This window comes from Nitrobacter sp. (assembly GCF_051535235.1).
Classification (GTDB): domain Bacteria; phylum Pseudomonadota; class Alphaproteobacteria; order Rhizobiales; family Xanthobacteraceae; genus Nitrobacter.
In genome coordinates this window covers 109,436-130,526 of record NZ_JBPPLZ010000006.1, presented here as the reverse complement: position 1 = coordinate 130,526, position 21,091 = coordinate 109,436, and the positions used below count along the sequence as shown (strand labels likewise).

21 protein-coding genes are annotated in these 21,091 nt (G+C 62.2%); 8 read left to right on the top strand and 13 right to left on the bottom strand.

Translation table 11 applies throughout. The annotated features are described in order from the left end of the window. Positions 1-101: 101 nt before the first annotated feature. The 6 genes from ACS3WA_RS10260 to ACS3WA_RS10235 all read left to right on the top strand — a co-directional run bounded on the left by ACS3WA_RS10260 (position 102) and on the right by ACS3WA_RS10235 (position 6,122). Positions 102-884: a cobalamin B12-binding domain-containing protein gene (locus ACS3WA_RS10260; protein WP_438278425.1), complete on the top strand. Its 783-nt coding sequence runs from the start codon at positions 102-104 to the stop codon at positions 882-884. Positions 885-959: 75 nt separating this feature from the next. Next, entirely contained in the window at positions 960-2,390 is a 1,431-nt protein-coding gene (ppsR, locus tag ACS3WA_RS10255) for a transcriptional regulator PpsR (protein WP_438278424.1), read from the top strand. A 6-nt stretch (positions 2,391-2,396) separates the two neighbouring features. Continuing rightward, positions 2,397-3,299, top strand: a complete 903-nt coding sequence (gene chlG / locus ACS3WA_RS10250; RefSeq protein ID WP_438278423.1) for a chlorophyll synthase ChlG — start codon at positions 2,397-2,399, stop codon at positions 3,297-3,299. Next, positions 3,299-4,642 carry a BCD family MFS transporter gene (locus ACS3WA_RS10245; protein WP_438278517.1) on the top strand — a complete coding sequence of 448 codons (1,344 nt, stop codon included), beginning with the start codon at positions 3,299-3,301 and terminating at the stop codon, positions 4,640-4,642. Before chlG ends, ACS3WA_RS10245 begins: the two co-directional genes overlap by 1 nt. Further along, a complete protein-coding gene (locus ACS3WA_RS10240) occupies positions 4,639-5,841 on the top strand; it encodes a geranylgeranyl diphosphate reductase (RefSeq protein WP_438278422.1) in 1,203 nt (400 codons plus the stop codon). Before ACS3WA_RS10245 ends, ACS3WA_RS10240 begins: the two co-directional genes overlap by 4 nt. 17 nt (positions 5,842-5,858) lie before the next feature. Continuing rightward, a complete protein-coding gene (locus tag ACS3WA_RS10235; RefSeq protein WP_438278421.1) occupies positions 5,859-6,122 on the top strand; it encodes a hypothetical protein in 264 nt (87 codons plus the stop codon). 9 nt (positions 6,123-6,131) lie between these two features. On the opposite strand, the gene ACS3WA_RS10230 is transcribed toward ACS3WA_RS10235, so the two are convergent. Next, the gene (locus ACS3WA_RS10230; protein WP_438278420.1) at positions 6,132-6,596 is read right to left on the bottom strand and encodes a c-type cytochrome; all 465 of its coding nucleotides are present in this window, start codon (positions 6,594-6,596) and stop codon (positions 6,132-6,134) included. Between the two features lie 333 nt (positions 6,597-6,929). Between ACS3WA_RS10230 and ppsR (ACS3WA_RS10225) the strand changes: the two genes are divergently transcribed. Next, positions 6,930-8,285 carry a transcriptional regulator PpsR gene (gene ppsR, locus ACS3WA_RS10225; protein WP_438278419.1) on the top strand — a complete coding sequence of 452 codons (1,356 nt, stop codon included), beginning with the start codon at positions 6,930-6,932 and terminating at the stop codon, positions 8,283-8,285. Positions 8,286-8,309: 24 nt separating this feature from the next. Further along, on the top strand, positions 8,310-10,487 hold the full coding sequence (locus ACS3WA_RS10220) for a GAF domain-containing protein (protein WP_438278418.1): 2,178 nt from the start codon (positions 8,310-8,312) through the stop codon (positions 10,485-10,487). On the opposite strand, the gene ACS3WA_RS10215 is transcribed toward ACS3WA_RS10220, so the two are convergent. From ACS3WA_RS10215 to ACS3WA_RS10160, 12 genes are all read right to left on the bottom strand, one after another. Then, positions 10,484-11,143, bottom strand: a complete 660-nt coding sequence (locus ACS3WA_RS10215; protein WP_438278417.1) for a heme oxygenase (biliverdin-producing) — start codon at positions 11,141-11,143, stop codon at positions 10,484-10,486. The genes ACS3WA_RS10220 and ACS3WA_RS10215 overlap by 4 nt on opposite strands. A 55-nt stretch (positions 11,144-11,198) precedes the next feature. Further along, complete coding sequence (pufM, locus tag ACS3WA_RS10210; protein WP_438278416.1) at positions 11,199-12,125, bottom strand: photosynthetic reaction center subunit M; 927 nt, start codon at positions 12,123-12,125, stop codon at positions 11,199-11,201. A gap of 13 nt (positions 12,126-12,138) precedes the next feature. Beyond that, positions 12,139-12,984: a photosynthetic reaction center subunit L gene (pufL, locus tag ACS3WA_RS10205; RefSeq protein ID WP_438278415.1), complete on the bottom strand. Its 846-nt coding sequence runs from the start codon at positions 12,982-12,984 to the stop codon at positions 12,139-12,141. Between the two features lie 100 nt (positions 12,985-13,084). Next, positions 13,085-13,273 (bottom strand): light-harvesting antenna LH1, alpha subunit, encoded by a 189-nt coding sequence (pufA, locus tag ACS3WA_RS10200; RefSeq protein ID WP_438278414.1) that lies wholly within the window; start codon positions 13,271-13,273, stop codon positions 13,085-13,087. Between the two features lie 14 nt (positions 13,274-13,287). Further along, a complete protein-coding gene (gene pufB / locus ACS3WA_RS10195; protein ID WP_438274272.1) occupies positions 13,288-13,518 on the bottom strand; it encodes a light-harvesting antenna LH1, beta subunit in 231 nt (76 codons plus the stop codon). Positions 13,519-13,634: 116 nt separating this feature from the next. Continuing rightward, entirely contained in the window at positions 13,635-13,865 is a 231-nt protein-coding gene (locus ACS3WA_RS10190; RefSeq protein WP_438278413.1) for a hypothetical protein, read from the bottom strand. Between the two features lie 36 nt (positions 13,866-13,901). Then, a complete protein-coding gene (bchZ, locus tag ACS3WA_RS10185) occupies positions 13,902-15,350 on the bottom strand; it encodes a chlorophyllide a reductase subunit Z (RefSeq protein ID WP_438278412.1) in 1,449 nt (482 codons plus the stop codon). Further along, positions 15,350-16,933 carry a chlorophyllide a reductase subunit Y gene (gene bchY / locus ACS3WA_RS10180; RefSeq protein ID WP_438278411.1) on the bottom strand — a complete coding sequence of 528 codons (1,584 nt, stop codon included), beginning with the start codon at positions 16,931-16,933 and terminating at the stop codon, positions 15,350-15,352. The genes bchZ and bchY overlap by 1 nt, the downstream gene beginning before the upstream one ends. A 13-nt stretch (positions 16,934-16,946) precedes the next feature. Further along, entirely contained in the window at positions 16,947-17,945 is a 999-nt protein-coding gene (locus ACS3WA_RS10175; protein WP_438278410.1) for a chlorophyllide a reductase iron protein subunit X, read from the bottom strand. Further along, on the bottom strand, positions 17,942-18,880 hold the full coding sequence (gene bchC, locus ACS3WA_RS10170) for a chlorophyll synthesis pathway protein BchC (RefSeq protein ID WP_438278409.1): 939 nt from the start codon (positions 18,878-18,880) through the stop codon (positions 17,942-17,944). Before bchC ends, ACS3WA_RS10175 begins: the two co-directional genes overlap by 4 nt. An 83-nt stretch (positions 18,881-18,963) precedes the next feature. Beyond that, a complete protein-coding gene (locus tag ACS3WA_RS10165; RefSeq protein WP_438278408.1) occupies positions 18,964-20,100 on the bottom strand; it encodes a methyltransferase in 1,137 nt (378 codons plus the stop codon). Between the two features lie 17 nt (positions 20,101-20,117). Continuing rightward, on the bottom strand, positions 20,118-20,987 hold the full coding sequence (locus tag ACS3WA_RS10160) for a polyprenyl synthetase family protein (protein WP_438278407.1): 870 nt from the start codon (positions 20,985-20,987) through the stop codon (positions 20,118-20,120). Positions 20,988-21,091: the final 104 nt, after the last annotated feature.

Genomic DNA, 21,091 nt, shown 5'->3' with positions numbered 1-21,091 from the left:
CCGCCCCTCCGCCGGCCGGGTTTGGCGTCCGTCCAGGGCGCCGAACCTTTGAAACCGGTCTTCACCGCAAAGTTCCATCCCTGGTCATTCGCAGCACAACGGTGTCGAATCTCAGCCAGACTGTCGAGGTCGAGATCATTCCCCGCCTGGTGATGGCCCACGGAAACGGGGTGCATCAGCCGGCGCCGTCGAACATTCTTCCCGCGACCGAGGGTGGAGCATCGGGCTTCGCAGAGTTGGTGCTGGGGACAGAAAGCTATCGGGCCGCGGAACTCATCCAGTCTTATCGCGATCGCGGGGCATCTCTCGAGACGATCTATCTCGACCTGATGGTTCCGGCCGCCCAACATCTCCGTCGTCTCTGGATGAACGATGAGTGGGATTTTGCCGCCATCACGCTTGCGCTCTGGCGCATGCAGCAATTGCTGCGTGACTTCAGCCCCGCCTTTTGCGCCGACGCGGGTTTCAAATCCGCGGGTCTCCGCGCCCTGCTGACGGCGGGTCCCGGCGAAAAGAATGACATCACACACATGATGTTCGGCCTCGTGCTGGCCGGAGAATTTTTTCGGCGCGACGGTTGGGATACCTGGATCGAACCCGATCCCGCCGGCGCAGCGTTCATCGATACGATCCGCACGCAATGGTTCGACGTCGTCGAATTCTTTGCAAGTCACGACAGGAAACTGGACGACCTCGCGACGAACATCCGCATGATCCGGCGCGAATCGTCCAATCAGAATATTGGTGTAATGGTATGCGGTCCTGCGTTTACCGAACGGCCTGAACTCGTCCTGTTGGTCGGCGGCGATGCAGTCGTCTCCGACTTCAGTCAAGAAGTTTCGCAAGCCCAGAATGTCGTCAAGCTCCTGACCGAGCGGCGATAAGCTGACTTTGTGAAAGCGACTCCGGGATGAAATTCGCCGCTAGAGAACTGCTCCTGTCAGAGGGTGATTTCGTCCGTGAAGGTTTTCAGGGCTCCGAAACAATCGCTTGGCGATCTCGACGCGGATGTCGCGGCCACCCTGATTGCTGCGGCTTCCGACATTGCCCTTGCCATTGATGATGAAGGAGCGATCCACACCGTCTCCTTCCAGCGCTCGGATCTGTCGCTCGAACTGAAATACAGCGATCAATGGATCGGACGCCACTGGCAGGCAACCGTTGCCGAGGAAAGCCAGAGGAAGATCGAACAACTCCTGGAGGAAGCGACTGCGAAAAAAGTCTCGCGATGGCGGGAGATCCGCTATCCGGCGACGCGCGGCCCCGACATTCCGATCCTCCACGCCGTGATCGCAACAGGAAATCGGCGCTTCGTCGCCCTCGGCCGCGACGCGCGCGCGACCGCCGCCCTCCAGCAAAAGCTGGTCGAGGCCCAGATCGCCATCGAGCGCGACTATTCGAAGATGCGCAACGTGGAGTCGCGCTACCGGATCCTGTTCCAGATGTATTCGGAACCGGTGCTGATCGTTGATGCCTCGACCCATCGGGTCGTGGAGGCCAATCCCGCATCGTCCATCTTGCTCGACGTAGGTGTGGCCCAGTTGATCGGAAAGCTTTTTCCGGATGCCCTTCTGATCGACGACCCCGTTGCCGTCCAGTCCATTTCCATTGCCTTGCGCACCCAGGGGCGCATCGAGGCGCTGAAGCTGCGGTTGAACAACGGACGGGACTTCATTCTCGATGGAATGTTCTTCAGGCAGGACGTCTCATCGTTTTTCCTGCTGCGCTTTATGCCCGCCATTCCAGCGCTGGCGCCTGCCTCGTCGCACGCAGACGAGGCCTCGCAGATGCTCAAGTTTGTCGAGGATGCTCCGGACGGCATTGTCCTCACCGACCGCGAGGGTCGTCTGCTCCGCGCCAATGCCGCCTTCCTGCAACTCGCCCAGATCGAAAACGAGAAGCACGTTCACGGCGAGAATATCGATCGCTGGATCGGAAAATCCAGCATCGATTTCGAGATCCTGCTGACGAATCTGCGTCAACACAGATCACTCAAGCTGTTCTCGAGCGTAATTCGCGGCGAGCACGGCTCCCCTGTCAACGTCGAGATCTCGGCCGTCGCCCTCGGGCGCCAGGAGCAACCCAGCTTCGGCTTTATCATCCGGAATGTCGAACCACGCATCGGCGCCATCTCCGACCCACATTCCGAAATCCCGCGATCACGCGAGCAGCTTACGGAACTGATCGGACGCGTTCCGCTGAAAGAGCTGGTGCGCGAAACGACCGACGTGATCGAGCGCATGTGCATCGAGGCAGCATTGAAGCTGACCGGAGACAATCGCGCCACCGCTGCCGAAATGCTCGGGCTCAGCCGCCAGAGCCTCTATGTCAAGCTGCGGCGCTTCGGACTGGCCGATGCCAGTGAATATGACGAAGGCAAGGTCGAGTAACGCATCATGACCGAGATCGCTCCAACCTCCTCGCCCAAGCGCCCCTCCCCACTGGTCGTGCTCGAACTGCTGAAGCCCCTCACCTGGTTTCCGCCGATGTGGGCGTTCGGCTGCGGGATCGTGTCGTCGGGACAGAGCCCGGCCGGACGCTGGCCCACGGTCCTTGCTGGCGTCGTGCTGGTCGGACCTCTTGTTTGCGCGACGAGCCAGGCGGTCAACGACTGGTTCGACCGTCACGTCGATGCCATCAACGAACCCGACCGGCCGATCCCTTCCGGACGCATACCTGGCCGTTGGGGTCTCGTCATCGCATGGATCTGGACGGCTTTGTCGCTTGCGGTCGCCTCGCAGCTCGGTCTCTGGGCATGCGGCGCAACTGTCTTCGGGCTCGTTCTGGCCTGGGCCTACAGTGCGCCACCGGTCCGGCTCAAGCAGAACGGCTGGATCGGCAACAGCGCCGTCGGCTTATGCTACGAGGGACTGCCGTGGCTGACGGCCGCCGCAATCATGACGAACGGCGCGCCGGACCAGCGCATCGTGCTTGCGGCCCTGCTCTATAGCATCGGTGCCCATGGCATCATGACGCTCAACGACTTCAAATCCATCGATGGCGATCGCATGATGCATGTCGCCTCCCTCCCGGCGCAACTCGGCACGCATCGCGCAGCACTGCTCGCCTGCGTCACGATGACATCGGCACAGGCGATCGTCATTGCGCTTCTGCTTCTCTGGGGGCAGCCGGTTCACGCCGCGATCGTCATCGCCCTGCTCTGCGGCCAATTCGCGTTGATGCGCCGACTGCTGCAAAGTCCGCGCGAGCGCGCGCCCTGGTACAACAGCACCGGCGTCAGCCTGTACGTGCTGGGCATGCTGGTCACCGCGTTCGCGCTCGGGAGGATCACGGCATGATGCGGGAAACCTTGCGACCGCTTTCCTGGCTGGGAATTGTCCGCCTCGGTCTTGTGCAAGCGGCACTCGGCGCGATCATCGTGCTCACCACGTCGACGTTGAACCGAGTCATGGTTGTCGAACTCGCCTTGCCGGCGATGCTGCCCGGCGTTCTGGTCGGCCTTCACTACGCGATGCAGGTGTTCCGCCCTCGTCTGGGCTATGGCTCCGACCTCGGCGGCCGCCGCACGCCGTGGATCATCGGCGGAATGGCGGTGCTTGCGATAGGCGGCGCGCTCGCCGCGGTCGCGACCGCATGGATGGCAACATGGCTGCTCGCAGGCATCACCCTCGCAGTAATCGCCTTCATCATGATCGGCATCGGTGTCGGCGCCGCCGGGACCTCGCTTCTCGTGCTGCTCGCCAAACGCACCGCGCCGGCGCGCAGGAGCGCGGCTGCTTCGATCGCGTGGGTCATGATGATCGCGGGCTTCATTGTCACCACGCTCGTTGCGGGTCGCGCGCTCGATCCTTACTCGGGCAGCCGGCTGGTCATCGTGTCATCTGCGGTCTCGGCGATTGCCCTTTTCGTTACGATCATAGGTATATGGGGGATCGAAGGCGAGACGCTGCCCTCCGAACGCGTGAGCGCCGCGCCGCGCGAAGGATCCTTCTCGAAAGAACTCAAGGAAGTCTGGACGGAGCCAAAGGTGCGCCGTTTCGCCGTTTTCATCTTCGTCTCGATGCTGGCTTACAGCGCCCAAGACCTCATCCTCGAACCGTTCGCCGGGGCGGTTTTCGGCATGACGCCCGGTGAAACCACGCGGCTCTCCGGCGTCCAGCACGGCGGCGCGTTGACCGGCATGATTCTCGTCCCCGTCATCAACATGCTGATGCCCTCGTGGCGAATGCAAACCCGCCCCTGGATCATAAGCGGTTGCATCGCTTCCGCGCTGGCGCTGTTCAGCCTGGCGCTTGCGGCACTGGTCGGACCCAGATGGCCGCTGCAGCTCTCGGTGTTGGCGCTCGGCGTCACCAACGGCGTGTATGCGATTGCCGCGCTCGGTGCGATGATGAATCTGGTCGGCGCCGGACATCGGAAGCGCGAAGGCACCCGCATGGGCGTGTGGGGCGCATCGCAGGCGATCTCGTTCGGCCTCGGCGGTCTGCTCGGGACACTCGTCAGCGACGCCGCGCGACATTTCCTCTCCTCACCTTCTCTTTCCTATGCCTTGGTGTTTACGGCCGAGGCCGGCCTGTTCGTCATGGCTGCCTACCTCGCGTTGTGGATCGGCGAGCCGCTGGCCAAGGATGACACCGGCAATTCAATGACCTTGGCAAGTCACGCAGGGAGCACGACATGACACATCCTTCCACATTCGACGTCGTGGTTGTCGGAGGCGGACCGTCCGGCGCCACTGCGGCCAACGACCTGGCGCACCTCGGATACCGCGTGCTGCTGCTCGACCGCGCCGGCCGGATCAAGCCGTGCGGAGGTGCAATTCCGCCTCGGCTGATCGCCGAGTTCGACATTCCCGACGAACTTCTCGTCGCGCGGATCTCGTCGGCGCGGATGGTGTCGCCCACCGGCAGAGAGGTCGACATGCCGATCGATGGCGGCTTTGTCGGCATGGTCGATCGCGACGTCTTCGATGAGTGGCTGCGCGAACGCGCCGCGCATGCCGGCGCCGAGCGGCGTACTGGCACTTTCAAGGAATTTCGACGCGATCAGGATGGCGTGGCGATGATCGTCTACGAGTCGCGTGACGCCGACGGAGCCTCGCAGACGCTCTCTATCCGTGCCAACGCCGTGATCGGCGCCGATGGCGCCCTGTCGGCGGTTGGCCGCCAATGCATCCCCGGCGCGGAAGACATTCGCTACGTCTTTGCCTATCACGAAATTGTCCGGTCGCCCGAACAGGGACAAATCCCCTTCGACGGCACGCGATGCGACGTGATCTATCGAGGCAAGCTGTCGCCGGACTTCTATAGCTGGATTTTTCCGCACGGCGCCACCACGAGCATAGGCACAGGCAGCGCATGCAAGGGATTTTCCTTGCGCGGTTCGGTGAGCGAGTTGCGGCAGACGCTCGGTCTCGACCAGGCCGCGACCGTCCGGCGCGAAGGCGCGCCAATCCCGCTCGAACCGCTCAAACGATGGGACAACGGCCGTGATGTCGTGCTGGCAGGCGATGCCGCCGGCGTCGTGGCCCCGGCCTCGGGCGAAGGCATCTATTACGCGATGGCCTGCGGGCGCTTCGTGGCCGAGGCGGTCCATCAGTTCCTGCTCACGGGCGATGCGCGGCAGCTCAAGCGCGCACGCAAGCGCTTCATGCGCCTGCATGGCGGCGTGTTCTGGATCCTCAAGCTGATGCAGCGCTATTGGTACATCAATGACAGCCGCCGTGAGCGCTTTGTCGCAATCTGCCGCGACCGTGACGTCCAGCAATTGACCTGGGATGCCTACATGAACAAGGCCCTGGTGCGCGCAAGACCCCTGTCGCATGTCCGAATCTTCTTCAAGAACATCGCACATCTGACCGGACTGGCGCGCGCAACCTGAGACGGGACGACAACTCGATGATCGATTTCCTCTCCGGCGTCCACGCGGTCGATCTGATCCTGGCGATTGTCGCAGCCGAAATCGTCGCGATCACGCTTTACTGGCAAGCGACCCGACGCGGCATTGCGCCAGCGCAGTTGCTGCCGAATTTGCTGGCGGGCGCGTTCCTGCTGCTCGCGCTCCGCCTCTCTCTGAGCGGCTATTCCTGGCCGTGGTACACGGCATGCCTGGCGCTGGCAGGCGTGGCCAACGTTGCCGATCTCAGGCAACGCTGGCATTGAGACGAGAATCTACTTCTTGTCCTTGTCCGGCGAGAAGGTCTTGATATAGGCGACGACGTCCTTGCGTTGCTGTTCATTGACGAGCTTGAAGGTCATCTTGGTGGAACCTGTGGCGAGATTGGCCTTGCCCTTGTCGGTGAGGAATTTCTTCAGGAACGCGTTGGGGTCGGGCAGATACTGGAAGATCAGATCTTCGCTCCACACCAGACCGTTCTCCCCAGCATGCTTGTTGAGGTCGGAATAGGCGAAGCCCGGCGCGGTACCGCACTGCCGGCCAATGACACCCGTCAGATTGGGACCGATCAAGTTCTTCGCGTTGGGACCGATGCGGTGGCAGGTCATGCACTGCTTGAAAACCTGCGCACCCCTTGCCGGGTCGCCCCCCAACCCCTCGCCTGCGGCGAAGCTTGCGGACGGAACCAGTGTGGCCGCAGCCACGAGGATCGCTGCGAAAGTGGCCATCTTTCCTATCATCATTACCTCCCGAAGGTCATTTCCTGGACTAGTAATGATTACTTAACATAAGATATTGTCAATAATTCTTGTCATAAATGGGGGTCACGATTGCTGTTTCTGCGGTTCCTCTAGGGCGAAGAGCGCGAAACGACCGGGTCCGGCATTAAAAGCGGTGGAGCACGTAAATTTTGCTTGACAGTCCTGCGCAACCGCGCAAAACGATCACATTGACCGGACTGTCAACATGTTCAGATTGGTTCGCCAGAACCCCTCGGTTGATTCCAAGGACCTCTTCACTGGCGCACGTGAGTGGCAATTCAGTTCGGCAATTGAACCTGGATGCGGAGCGCAATGTCGGAGTTCAACACTCCCCAACCTGATGTGACATTGCTTCTCGATATGGATGGCGTCATTCGCGAAGTGACGCTCGCCCCCGCCATGTCCAAGGAAAACATCGACGCATGGATCGGGCGTCCATGGTCAGAGGTCGTGGGCGGCGCGGGCGACAAGATCCAGCGCATGATGCAGGACACGCAGCGGACCGGCATCTCGGCGTTCCGGCAGATTATCCAGAAATTTCCGAGCGGCCTCGAACTGCCGATGGAGTTCACGACGGTGCTGCTCGGCGGCCGCGCCGGAATGCTCGCGATCGGCAAGAACCTGCAGGCGGTCGCCGAACTGCAGGCTCGACTGATCTCCGCGCAGCAGACAATAGAGCGCGACTACTGGAAGCTCCGCGAAATCGAAACGCGATATCGCCTTGTCATCGAAGCCTCCAACGATGCGGTCCTGCTGGTGAAGGTTGCCGATCTGCGCATAGTCGAGGCCAATCGGACTGCCGCCACCGCGCTGGGCGGCACTGCGCGTCGCAAGGAAGGCTTGGTTGGCCGGGACTTCCTGCAGGAGATCGCCGCCAAGGACCGCGAACCGATCGAGTTGATGCTGCGCAGGGTGCGCGACCAGGGCAAAACGCCGGCGATCGTGGTCCATCTCGGCGCAGAAGGCGCGCCATGGACACTACGCGGCTCGTTGATGACACAAGAGTCGACGCCTGTCTTTCTCGTGCAGATGACACCGATCGGAAAGCCGGCCGGAGCGACCGTGCCGCAGCAAGAAGGCCTCGAAGGCCTGCTGGATCGCCTTCCCGACGCGGTAGCGATTGTCGATGACAGTGGCGAGATCAAATTCGCCAATCGGGCGTTCAGCGAACTCGTCGAGATCGGATCCACCGGAGCGGTTACGGGCAAGAATCTCGGCCGCTGGCTGTCACGTCCTGGTGCCGATCTGGCCGTTCTGATTTCGAACATCCAGCGCCACGGCATGGTGCGACTGCTATCGACCACGGTTTTGGGGGAATTCGGCACGGAAACCGAGATCGAGATCTCCGCCTCCGGCTATCAGCACGGCGGTGACACCCGGATCGTCCTTGTCATGCGCAATGTCGCGCGGCGGCTTTCCCCGAACCCTCAAAGCGATAGTCTGCGAACGGCGCTGGCCTCCATGAACGAAACGGTCGGCAAGACGCCGCTGCGGAAATTGGTCAAGAGCACTGTCGAAGTGGTCGAACAACACTATGTACGTGCCGCGCTGCAACTTGCCGAAGGGAACCGCACGACAGCGGCGGAAATCCTGGGGTTGAGTCGGCAGAGCCTTTACGCCAAACTCGATCGATATCATCTCGATGAGAAACCGGATAGCACCGGATAGCGAGGAAAAATAAGGGGAGGTTATTTGACCTCGATCCCTCTTGCATCACCGGCCTTCGGACAGGCTACGCTCGCCAATTGCGAGCGCGAACAGATTCATCTTGCGGGGTCGATTCAACCCCACGGCGCGCTTCTCGTTGTTCGTGAGCCGGACAATGTCGTTATTCAGGCGAGCGCCAATGCCGGCGAGGTGCTGAAGGTCAGCCCTATTCTTGGTCGCCCGCTGTCCGATTTCGACGGCAATCTGCTGCTACAAATCCTGCCGCATCTGGGAAATCCGCTTCATTCGACGCCAATGACGGTGCGCTGCAGCCTTGGCAGCCCTCAGCGGCGATTTGACTGCACGATCCATCGCCCCTCAAACGGCGGTCTCATGCTCGAACTGGAACCCGCCGCGCCATCAGCCAACCCGACGCCGGCACTTGACGGCGCCCTTCACCGCATCACCTGGTCGTCCTCGCTGCGCGCCCTTTGCGATGAAACAGCCGCCATCTTCAAGGAAATCACCGGCTACGATCGCGTGATGGTCTATCGCTTCGACGATGAAGGACACGGCGAAGTATTTTCCGAACGACGACGCCAGGACCTCGAAGCCTTCCTCGGCAACCGCTATCCGGCATCCGACATTCCGCAGATCGCGCGTAAGCTTTACGAGCGCAATCGGGTTCGCTTGCTGGTCGATGTCAATTACACGCCGGTGCCCTTGCAGCCGCGCCTCTCGCCTCTGAACGGCCGTGATCTCGACATGTCCCTTAGCTGCCTGCGCAGCATGTCACCGATTCATCAGAAATATCTGCAGAACATGGGGGTGGGCGCAACACTGGTCTGCTCGCTGATGGTTTGCAATCGGCTGTGGGGACTGATCGCATGCCATCACTATGCGCCACGCTTTATCCCCTTCGATATGCGGGCGGTATGCGAGGCGCTGGCGGAAGCCTGCGCCATCAGGATTGCCGCACTCGAAAGCTTTGCACAGAGCCAGTCCGAACTGGTGGTGCGCAGGCTCGAGCAGCGGCTGATCGAAGCCGTGTCGCGCGATGGCGATTGGCAGACTGCCCTGTTCGACGGCGCACAATCCTTGCTCCAGCCCCTTGGGGCCTCGGGTGCGGCGCTGCTGTTCGAGGGACAGGTGACGACGATCGGCGATGTACCCGGTACCCAGCGAATCCGCGAGATCGGCGGCTGGCTTGACCGCAAGCGAACGGAGCGGGCAAGCCAGCGGCCGGAAAACCTCGTTACTGCGTCGCTGACGATCGACGAGCCCGCCTTCATGGATCTGCGTTCGGTCGCCAGCGGCCTCATCGCAGCGCCACTTTCGGCGAGTTCCGGCGAATACCTGATGTGGTTCAGGCCGGAACGTATCACAACCGTGACCTGGGGCGGTGACCCGCTCAAGCCGGTCATCATCGGCGACGATCCATCCGACCTTTCGCCGCGACGATCCTTCGCACAATGGCATCAGTTGGTGGAAGGCAAGTCCGATCCCTGGTCGCCAGCCGAGATATCCTCCGCCCGCATGATCGGCGAGACCGTGGCGGATGTTGCCCTGCAATTCCGCTCGGTGCGGATGGTCATTGCACAGGATCAGCTCGAAACCATCAGCCGCCAGGTGACCGGTTCGGTGCAACCCGTCATCATCGCCGATGTCGAAGGCCGCATCCTGCTCCTGAATGAAGCCTTTGAAGAACAATTGCGGGCATCGCACCCGCATTTGCCTCACCTTCGCGATCTGAGCACCTATTTTGCTTCACCGGTCGAGTTCCGCGCGAACCTGGAGGACCTGCTTCGCCACAAGCGAGGCTGGAGCGGCGAGTTGCAGATCAACAACAACGGTGCGCAGCCACGTTCGCTGATGGTCCGCGCTGATCCGGTCGTCGGACCGCATGAGCGCGTGCTCGGGTTCGTCATAATCTTCTCCGACCTCAGCGACCGCAAGGCCGCGGAGTCGGCGCGAACCCGCTTCCAGGAAGATATCGCCGGCGCACGACGGCCCAGTCTGGGTCTCGATCCAAGCGCCAGCGTCCTCTATCAGGAACTCGCAGCCTCAGCGGTCGAAAACGCACAGCTTGCGGCGCTCGAGGTCACGCACGGCGCGGAAATCAGCCAGATGCCGGAGATGCTCGACAGCATTCGCAACTCCACCAGCCGGACGCTCGACATCCTCGAGCATCTGGTTTGGCACACCTCGCATTCGGACGGCTAACGTAGCGCCCGTGCTGCGTCCGCCTGCACGGCAATTGAAAGATCGATGTTCAGCTCGAAGGCCAGCGCGGCCTCTTCGACGACCGCATCGAAATCCTCGCTCTCATCGCCTACGCGATCGATGGCGGACCGATAATCCGACTTGAACGCTTCAATGTCCGGGATCGCCGGAAAGACATAGAAGGATAGCGCTGCAAGCGGAAGATTGAGCGAGCGGGAAAGCAGGCGGCTTAAGATTTGGCCACCGCTCAGATCGCCCAGATAGCGCGCATAGGCGTGAGCAATCAGCCGGCTGCCGTTGCCATCCGAGGCGGCCACGATTGCGCTCACATATCTCGCCGTCTCCGGCGAGTGCTTCTCGCCAACGTCGCTGATTGAACCGTCGCTGATCGAGAAGTAACGCAGATCGGCTGCTATGGCACCGGCGCGATCAAGCTCAGGACGTACGATCGGTCCGATCCGGGATGACGCTCCGTGTCGCGCCAATTGCCGCTCGAGCGTCTGATAAACCGGAAGCAGGCTCCGCAGCAGACGTTCGTAGCCTTCGCGTGTGGCTCGCCCGCGCAAAATATCGGCGATGATCCCCGATCGCTCTGCCCGAACGTGCAGATCCCGCGTCCGCTCCCTCAACGCTTCCAAAAGGCTCGCCGGGCGCAACGCGCGCCCGGCGTGATCAGTTCGTTCGAGCATGCAACCTCACTTGCATTGAGGCTTATCGAGGCATGGCCAAGCCGTGCTTCACGCCCCAGTCGAACCAGTTATCGACGACCGTTCCCGACAGTAGGATACCAATGCCGCCGGTCAAGGGGCAAAGCACCGCGAACCACCAGGCCCAACGATGGATGGACTCGGCCGTGGCGTTGAACCCCATGGTCCAGCGCCAGAACAACGCACCCCGCTCGAACGCCGTGCCGCGATCGACAACCTGCTCGATCTCGCGCTCGCCTCCATAGCGGCTGATTGCAAGCACTGTCGCGCCGTGCATGGCAAACAGCAGTGCCGAACCATAGAGGAACGCGATCGAGAGCATGTGGAACGGATTGTAGAACAGATTACCGTGCGTGATCGAGAAGTTGTTGGTCCAGTCCAGGTGCGGGAAGATCCCGAACGGTACCGCCTCACTCCAGCTCCCCATCAGGATTGGACGGATGAACCCAAGCACGAGATAGAGCCAGATTGCCGCCGCGAAAGCCCAGGCGACGTGAGTGCCAAGTCCCAAAGCCCGAGCGCGGCGATAGGTCCTTACCCACCACAGCAGGATCGAGGTTGTCAGGAAGAAGCCCGCCATCAACCACCAGCCGCCTTCCTGCAGGGGCGGAAATATCTGCAATCCATATTCCGGCGCCGGCGGCTGCAATGCGAGCCATGGAAATTGCCGGATGAATTCCAGCGGACTCCAGTTGACGGAAGCCAGCATGTTGAGACCGATGATCTCGATCGCGACGAAGCCGGCCATCAACGAAGCGAGACCAAAGAAGCCTAGATAGACCGGTCCAATCTGCGCATCGCCGATCTTTCCGAGCCAGTAGGAGTGGCCTCCCTTTCCGAGGCGCTCCCAGATCCCGGGCTGCAAGGGGATGCCGGGATACACGGGACTGCGGACCTGAACTTGCGTGAAGATGTTCTGATATTCGGCCATTGCAACCTCCCATTCAACCGTGCGGCGACCAGATCGGCACGCTGCGCCACCACTCCCACCAGTCGGACCACAAGGCTCCTTCCGGACGCAACCAGGCCGGCCCGCTGATGACGATGCAGACGGCGCTGAAGAAGACTGCAGAAAGAGCCAGGAAGAGACCGAGCCGGTGAATGCCGAGCGTCCCGATCGAGTAGCCAAGCAGGTCGCGAAACATCGTATTCTCATGCTCCGGCGATTTGACTTCCTCGCCGCGGCCAGGGTTGGTCGACGACAATATGAGCGAACCGTGAAGCGCGAGAGCGAAGCAGGTCGTGAAGAAGAACGTGATCGCGACCATGTGCGCGGGGTTGTAGTGGAAATTGCCGAACTCATACCCCGTGTTCGACACCCAATCGAGATGCGAAATGATGCCGTAAGGGAAACCGTAGCTCCACGACCCCATCAGAACCGGACGGATCACTTCGAGGGTGAAATAGGCAAAGATAGCGAAGCCGAATGCAAACGGCACGTGGTACCCGATTGCAAGCTTCCTGCAGATCTCGACTTCGCGCAGGGCCCAGGAAACGAAGGCGCCGAGCGCGCACACCGTGATGAGTTGCCAGAAGCCGCCTTCAGCCAGCGGCGCAAAGGACAAGCCATATTGGGCATCCGGCGGATTGATGCTGATCTGCCAGAGGTTCCAGGTGGGCCCGAGAGCCGCGGCATACAGAATGAGCGATACGCCGATGAACGTGAAGAAGATCGTCGTCACTCCGAAGAAGCCGACATAGAACGGGCCGACCCAGAAATCAAAGAGATCGCCGCCGATCAACGTACCGCCGCGGACGCGGTATTTGCGTTCAAAACTGAGCATGGCCATCGGTCATTCCTCCAGTGCTAACGATGCCGCCTCGCCGTTGGAATTGGGAGCGGGCAAACCGGATCTGCCGTCCAGATCGCCCGCTTCCAGATATTGATTCCTAGCCGAGCTTGAGCGGAGTCGCCGGGTCGGAAATGGACGACGTCTTTGCTGGACGAGGTCCTTCTAGCCAGTTGAACCGGTTCGTACTGAGCAGGATGAAATGGATCACCAATGCCAGTGCGAACAGGAACGTGAACAGAGCAACCAGCGTTCTGCGCGGATCGAACAACAACCATAAGCGCCACATAGTCTTCTCCTTCTCTAGGTCAGGTAGGAGCTAACGATGCTGGCGTAGTGGATCGCTCCATCCATCGCCGCCTTATACCCGCCAGGGCCCGGTAGCCACGGACGCCACATCCAGGCGAGAATGTGCGCGATGATCGCAATCACCGTGAAGATCACAAAGCTCGTCATGAAGATGCTGTGGAATTCCTTGGCTTCCGATTCGGTCAGCCCCGACAGAGAGCCTCCCTTGCTTGGTACGTCCACCATGTGTAGTACCTCCTATTTAGGCCTTTCGGCCGAATGCCGCTCGAAGCATGAGCGGCGTCGAAGGCCATCCCGTTGCCGGCATGGCCATCCGTGCAGCGAGCCGCACGAATTCCCTGTCACAACCCCACGAACGACGACGACGCGCAGTTCGCAGCCATCTCGCTCGTCTCCCCAAGGACTGAATTGCGATGTTGCGCCTCGTTACCGCTCCGCGCACTGATGCGCTTGAGGGTGACTGGCACGAGGAAAGCAGCGAAGCAGGCGGTGTAGACCAAGAGATATTCGAAGCCTGCTTTCGAGCCTGAAGCTGGTTTGTGGTGTGTGCTCTCATACGGCGCCATCGACATCGGTCTCTCCTTCCCGGTTGAGATACGATTTCCTGATCATGCGGCTTGCCCTTCCAGCGATGTACTGGCTTCGGCAAGAACCTCCTCCGTCACCCGCTCCAGGCCGGATCGGAGTGCACCGCGCTCGGCGGCATCGCGGAGGCGCTTGGCAGCGGAGATCCGCACCAGCACGGGCTGACTGTCGACTATGCGGTCGAGAGCGAGTTTGGCCGCCGGGTCCCAGGCGAGTTCGCGATGAACGCGCGACGGCGTAGCCTCGATCTTGTCGAGGCTGGTTGCGAGCGGAAGAATATGAAACAGCGCGTCGAATAGCGCGTTGCAGACTTCCTGCACCAGAAAGGTGGCGCCGGCATATCCCATGAAAGGCGTTCCGGTGTGCCGCCGGATCGCTGCGCCTGGGAAAGAGGCCGGGATGTAGATCGCGCGGCCACCGACTTCGGACGCGTACATGCGTTCGTTGTAACTTCCGAACAGCACTAAAGGCGTCTTCTCATGCACCGCCTTGCGGATGGTCTCGTTGTCGGTCTTGGTCCCAGCCGTGCGAGCGAAGGCGAACATGCAGGGCAAACCCAGCTCGGCTTCGAGAAAATTCCGTATGCCTCGCGTGTAGGTCTCGTTAGCGACAATGCCGAAGCTCGCGGTTCCGAAAAAGTCCTGCGTGACTGAACGCCAGAGGTCCCACAGCGGCTTGATGGTCGTGTGTTTCTCGCGCTCGATAAAGGACTCCGGATCGAGCCCGAGAATTTCACCGAGCGAGCGCAGGAACGCGGTCGTGGAATGCAAGCCTATCGGCGCCTGCAGATAAGGCCGCTCCAGGGTCTCGCACAGCAACCGCCCAAACTCGCGATACATGCAGATGTTCGCGTCGGCGTTGATAAGCTTCGGAATGTCGGCGAGGTGGCTGCCGAGCGGAAAGACCATGTTGATCTCCGCGCCGATGCCCTCGACCAGGCGACGGATCTCGGCGAGATCGGATGGCATGTTGAAAGTGCCGTAGATCGGGCCGATGATATTGACGCGCGGCTTGGCGCCCTCAGCGCGCGGCTTGCGTTCGGGAATCTTGCGCAGGCCGTATTCGCTCCACAACCAGGACATGGCGCGGTTGGCGCTCTGCCATTGATCCTCGTCGATCGTCCGCGGCAGGAAGCGCTTGATGTTGCTGCCTTCGGGCGTCACGCCGCCGCCGATCATCTCGGCGATCGACCCCGTCACCACCACCGCGGGCAGATCGGGATCGAGCACGGCGCGCGCGCGCTTCATGGCCTGCTCGGTGCCCTTCTGGCCGAGTTCTTCCTCGGCGAGTCCGGTCACCACGATCGGCAGCTCGTGTGGCGGCAGCCCATCGGTGTAATGCAGCACCGACGTCACCGGCAGGTTTTCGCAGCCGACCGGCCCGTCGATGATCACCTGCAGGCCCTTGATCGCGGTGAACGCATAGACCGCGCCCCAATAGCCGCCCGCACGATCGTGATCGAGCACGAGCATCAGATCATCTCCTCGGACTTGCGCTTCTTGGCTTGCGCCAGCGTGGCCTTGCGAAATTTATCGCGGTAATCGGGCCGCAGCGTCGGCGTGTCCTGCCATATCCCGGCTTTGTCGCCCTCGCCCACGCCCTCGAAGAATTCGCGCATGGTGTCGAAGCGGGCTTTGCCGGCGATCGCGGCATTGACGACTTGGGCGAGCGAGCCCGCGCCGGCGGCGCCGAAAAGCGGACGGGCCGAAATCAGGTTGGTGAAGTAGAGCGCGGGGATGGCTTTGGCTTTCGCTTTCTGCACGACCGGCGTGGTGCCGATGGCGAGATCCGGAGCGAACTCCTCCATCGCGGCGAGATCCTGCTCGAGCGAAGCGCGATACTGCACGCGCACGCCCTTGGCTTCGAGCCACTCGCGGTCAGCATCCGACCACGGCGTGCGCGGGCAGGCGGTGCCGACGTAACGCAGGTCCGCGCCACTCTCCACCAGGAGCCGGCCGACCAGAAGCTCCGATCCCTCATAGCCGGACAGCGTGATGCGGCCGCTGATCGTCTTGGCCGCGAGCGCGGCGGTGATCGCGGGAAGCGCGGCATTCTTCGCCGCGTCGATGGCGCTCCGCGCCACTCCGCATGCGGACCCGACCGCGTCGAGCCAGGCGGCGGTGCCGTCGCAGCCAACAGGCGCGGAGCCTATGACGGCGCGGCCCGCGGCTTCGAATTCGCGGATCGAGGCCTTGTAGAACGGATGGATCGCGGCCACCGCGGCGCAGTCCAGCGCAGCATAGAGTTCGCGCCATTCCCGCGTCGGGACGGCCGGACCGACGGCCAGTCCCATCGGGGCCAGCAGCATACCGATGCCGACGGGATCGGCCGGGAACATCTCGCCGAGCAAGGTCACGGTCGGCTTGCCGGACTGCGGCGCGCGCGGTGCCTGGACCGGCCCCTCCTCGGCTTCGCGCCGTGCGTAGTTCAGCATCGCGGCCGCCAGCACGTCCTTGGCTTCGGCATGAGTCGGAACGCCGAAGCCCGGAACGTCGATGCCGATGACGCGAACACCGTTGATTTCTTTCGGCAGGATTTGCAGCGGCACGCCGGATGCAGTCGGCACGCACAGATTGATGACAACCACCGCATCGAATTGCGCGGGATCCGCAAGCTTGAATACGGCGTCGCGGATGTCCTCGAACAGTTTTCCCGTCACCAGCGTCTCGGAGTTGAACGGCACATAGCCGACGCTGCGCCGCGCGCCATAGAAGTGCGAGGTGAAGGTCAGTCCGTAGACGCAGCAGGCCGAGCCCGACAGGACCGTCGCCGTCCGGCGCATCCGCAGCCCCACGCGGAGCGAGCCGAACGCCGGACACATGCTTTGCGGCTGGTCGTGCGGCCCCACCGGATAGTCGGCGGCGTAGCGCGCCAGCGTCTCGCTCTTGCCGGCCGCTTCGGCGGCCTTCTTCAATTCGTCCTTGCCGGCGTGACAGCTCAATCCGCCGCCGGGCGTCGGCGCGGAGCCGGCGACCGCCGCAGGCTCAAGCTCCGGAGCCGCGACCTGAATGTCGCTCTCACTCGTCGTCCGGTCATGGCGAAGTGCTTCGCTCATTGCGTCACGTCCGTCATACGTTGTCGTAAATTACTTCGAGGGTAGGTTTCGCCTTGACCTGCGGACCGCACATGTCCTCGATCGTCGCCTGCTCCAGCACGACATCGCGTCCGACATCGGAGCTTTTGAACAGGCTCAGCAATCCGTCATGCGTCAGCGTGCGGGGCTGTTGCGGCGGCGCGTCCGCGACACGCGCCGCAAGTTCCTCGAACAGCGGCGCCCATGGCGTGCCAGGCTTGCCTATGATCTGATAACTGGCGCTCTTGCGACGAATATCGTCGTCCGCCGGTATCGACGACAGTACGGGAATGCCCGCCGCTTGCGCGAAAGCGGCCGCCTCGCCGGTGCCGTCGTCCTTGTTGACGACGATTCCCGCGACACCAACATTGCCGCCGAGCTTGCGGAAATACTCGACCGCCGAGCAGACGTTGTTGGCGACGTAGAGCGATTGCAGGTCGTTGGAGCCGACGATGATCACCTTCTGGCACATGTCGCGCGCGATCGGCAGGCCGAAGCCGCCGCAGACGACGTCGCCCAGGAAATCGAGCAGCACGTAGTCGAAGCCCCAGTCGTGGAAGCCGAGCTTCTCAATCAGTTCAAATCCGTGGATGATTCCGCGGCCACCGCAGCCGCGGCCGACCTCCGGCCCTCCGAGTTCCATCGCGAACACGCCGTCGCGCTTGAAGCAGACGTCGCCGATGGCGACCTCGTCGCCTGCGAGCTTCTTCTTTGACGAGGTTTCGAGAATGGTCGGGCAAGCACGGCCGCCGAACAGCAGCGAGGTGGTGTCGCTCTTGGGGTCGCAGCCGATCAGGAGCACCTTCTTGCCGAGTTGCGCCATCATGTAGGACAGGTTGGCGAGCGTGAAGCTCTTGCCGATACCGCCCTTGCCGTAGATCGCGATGATCTGCGTCTTTTTGGTCGGCGGCGTGGTGACCGGCGCATCCGGCTCCACCGCAGCTTCCGCACGCAAATTGTCCGTCATGGCACTGAGCTTCGGATGAACGTTCATGCGTATGCTCTCCAATCGAGGACCATTTTCAGACACGAGGGATCGTTGAATGCGGTCCGGTATGCGTCGGTCGCCTCCGGGGCGTCTGCGCGATGACTGATCAGCCCGTCGAGCGACAGCTTCCCGCGATCGACGAGGTCGCGCACGGCAACCAGATCGTCCTGGCGCCATTCGGCGGAGACGCGGATGCGCGCTTCGCGCATGAACGCCGGCGGAAACACGAAGCTGAGCGGCATGCTGTAGAAGCCGGCGAGAACGATCTCGCCTCCGGGCGCAAGATGAGCGATCAAATCGTCGAGCAGCGAGGCATCGCCGCTGACATCGCAGATGACGCGATAGTCGCGCCGCGTATTTGCAGCGGGATCGATGACTTCGTAACCGGTTGCACCCCTGGCACGATCGGCGTCACGCTCCCATACGACCGGCGGCGCGCCGCCAAGCGCCATGGTAAGGCGCGCAAGGAGCCGCCCGAGCACACCATGTCCGACGATGCAATCGGGCTTCGGGTCGCCGCGCAACGCGTGATAGGCCGTCGCGGCAAGCGCGAGCAGCGTACCGTGCTCGCCCAGCGCTTCATCGAAGGAGACCGCGCGCCTCGCCGGCACCACGAGATGCGACGCAGCCGCGCCGAACAGGCTGCGCACCTCGCCGAAGCAACCCGCCGCGCCGGGCACGAACACGCGCTCGCCTTTACGGAAACCTGAATCGGCATCGCAGGATCGGACGCGTCCCACCGCTTCATAGCCCGGCACCAGCGGATAGCCCATGCCGGGAAAAACCGGCATTCGCCCTTCGAACAGCAAGCGTTCCGTGCCGGTGCTGATCGCGGTCCATTCGATGTCGACAGCGAGATCGCCGCCAGAGGTTTCAGCCAAAGGAAGCCGCTTCAGCGCGAGTTGCTTTGGAGTTTCCAGCACGACGGCCAACGTATGCATCTGGCTAATCCCCCGGCGGACTTCTCATCTGAGTGTCATGATAACCTTACTATTCTATGTGTCAACTGATATTTACAATTTCGTCAGGCGCGCGCGACGATGACCTTTGCAATCATCGGAATCCGGGTAGAGCGTTGGCGCACGTCGGCGAATCCGGATTGCTTCAACATATTTCGCAGTGCAGCAACGCTGCGCGGACGGCCGCTGCCCATGGCGCGGAGGTAGACGGCGAAATAAGCGCCGACCGGATCGACGCCCGATGGATCGGACATCGGCTCGCCGATCACCAACACGCCATCCCGGGGCAACGCTTCGCGCACGCGCGCAAACAATTGCAGCACCGCGTCATCGTCGTGATCGTGCACGACACGGATCAGCGAAATGACATCCGCCCCTGCCGGCAGCGGATCCGTGAGGAAACTCCCCTCCATGACCGACGCGCGATGATCGAGAGCGGCCGCGGCGAATCTCTCGCGCGCGATCGCAGCGACTCCAGGAAGGTCGAACAATTTCAGATCCAGCGCGGGAGTCTGCTGCCCGGCCGCGATCAGGAAACTGCCGTCACCACCACCGACATCGAGAAGACAGCGGTGTCGGGCGAAGGAATAGGCGTCAAGCACCGCCTCCGCGACCATGGGCTGAGTGGCCGACATCAGCGCGGTGTAAGGCGAGACCACCTCGCGGGTCAGCGCGGAAGGTGACGTCTGGCGGGCATAGGGCCAATAGTGCGCAAGCCTGCGCTCGCCCGGTTCGTCGCGCAGCAGCGCAACCGGATCAGCCAGATCGGCATAGAGTGCGGCATGATGCTCGACCATCGCGGCAATGCCGGAGTTACCCAGCATCGCCGCACCGAGCGGGCCGAGACCGTAACGCTCGCGTCCGCGTCGTTCCAGCAATCGGAGCGAGGTGGCCGCTTCGAGCAACGTCGTCATGGCATCGATGGGCATGGACGCACGCGCCGCCAACATCGCGGTCGGCAACGGCCCATCCCGCAACTGCTCGAACAGATGCACGCGGACACAGGCAACCAGAACCTGCGAATAGACAAAGCCCGCGCAAAGGTCGAACAACGCATTCGCATGACGCCGCGCGATCGGCCGCGTCAAGGGAAAGGCCGTGGCAAAACGCTGAAAACGCCTGCTGCACAGCAAGAAATCGCGAAACCCCCGCCAGCCGTGGCCGAGGAGACGGCCCGATTCGATTCGGTCGCTGAGGGCCATGGCTGGCCTCGCAATTGCTATGCGGCGAATTGCGCTAGACGCTTCGGCACCAGGCGCTTCGCCTCCTGCTCCATCAATGTCTTCAACTCATGTGCGTTGGCGCAGGGCGGCATCGTGCGGATACCGTCGGCGACGAGTTCGTGAAGATAGGAGATCGCACCCGTAAGCCCGTAGCGAATGACCGCGCTGGGACGGCCGAGCGCGACATCCTTGCCGATTGGCTTACCGGCCTCCTCCTCGTCGCTCGCCGCATCCCTGATGTCATCGGCGACCTGATATGCCTCTCCGATCTTTTCGCCTAGGCTGCGCCAGGCTTCCGGATTGTCTTCGCCCGCAGCGGCGGCTCCACAGACCGTGGCCGCGGCAAACAATGCGCCGGTCTTCGAACGATGGTAGTGCGACAGATCGATTTCCGCTTCACACTCCCAGGCCTGGCCCGCGACAATGCCATGAGGCACGCCGACCGCCGCGCCGACCGTTGCGATCAGGCGCGTTATTCGTTGTGGCGAACATGCGGCACGCGCCATGGTCTGAAAGGCGAGGACGATCAGCGCGTCGCCTACGAGAACCGCCAGCGGCTCGCCGAAGGCGGCATGGACCGAGGGGCGCCCGCGCCGGATCGCGGCGTCATCGAAGCAGGGCAGATCGTCATGCACCAACGAAGCACAATGCAGAAGTTCGATGGCCGCGCCCGCAGCCGCGGTCGCCTCGGGTTCATCGTCTCCGCAGGCGCTCGCAACCGCATAGCACAACCGGGGTCGGACCCGTGCTCCTCTGGGAAATACCGCGGCGCTCATCGCCGCCGCCAATCGAGGTGGACATCGCGCCTGCCCGGCTAATCCGACCGCCTGATTAAGAGAATTCTCGATCCGCGTCGCGATATCCATGGCCTGCCTCCGTGTTTGTGGCCGCCTCGAAATGTCAACTATAATTGACGTTTGACATGTAAAGCATAATAGACGGATATTCCCGAACAGCAAGCGGTTTGTTC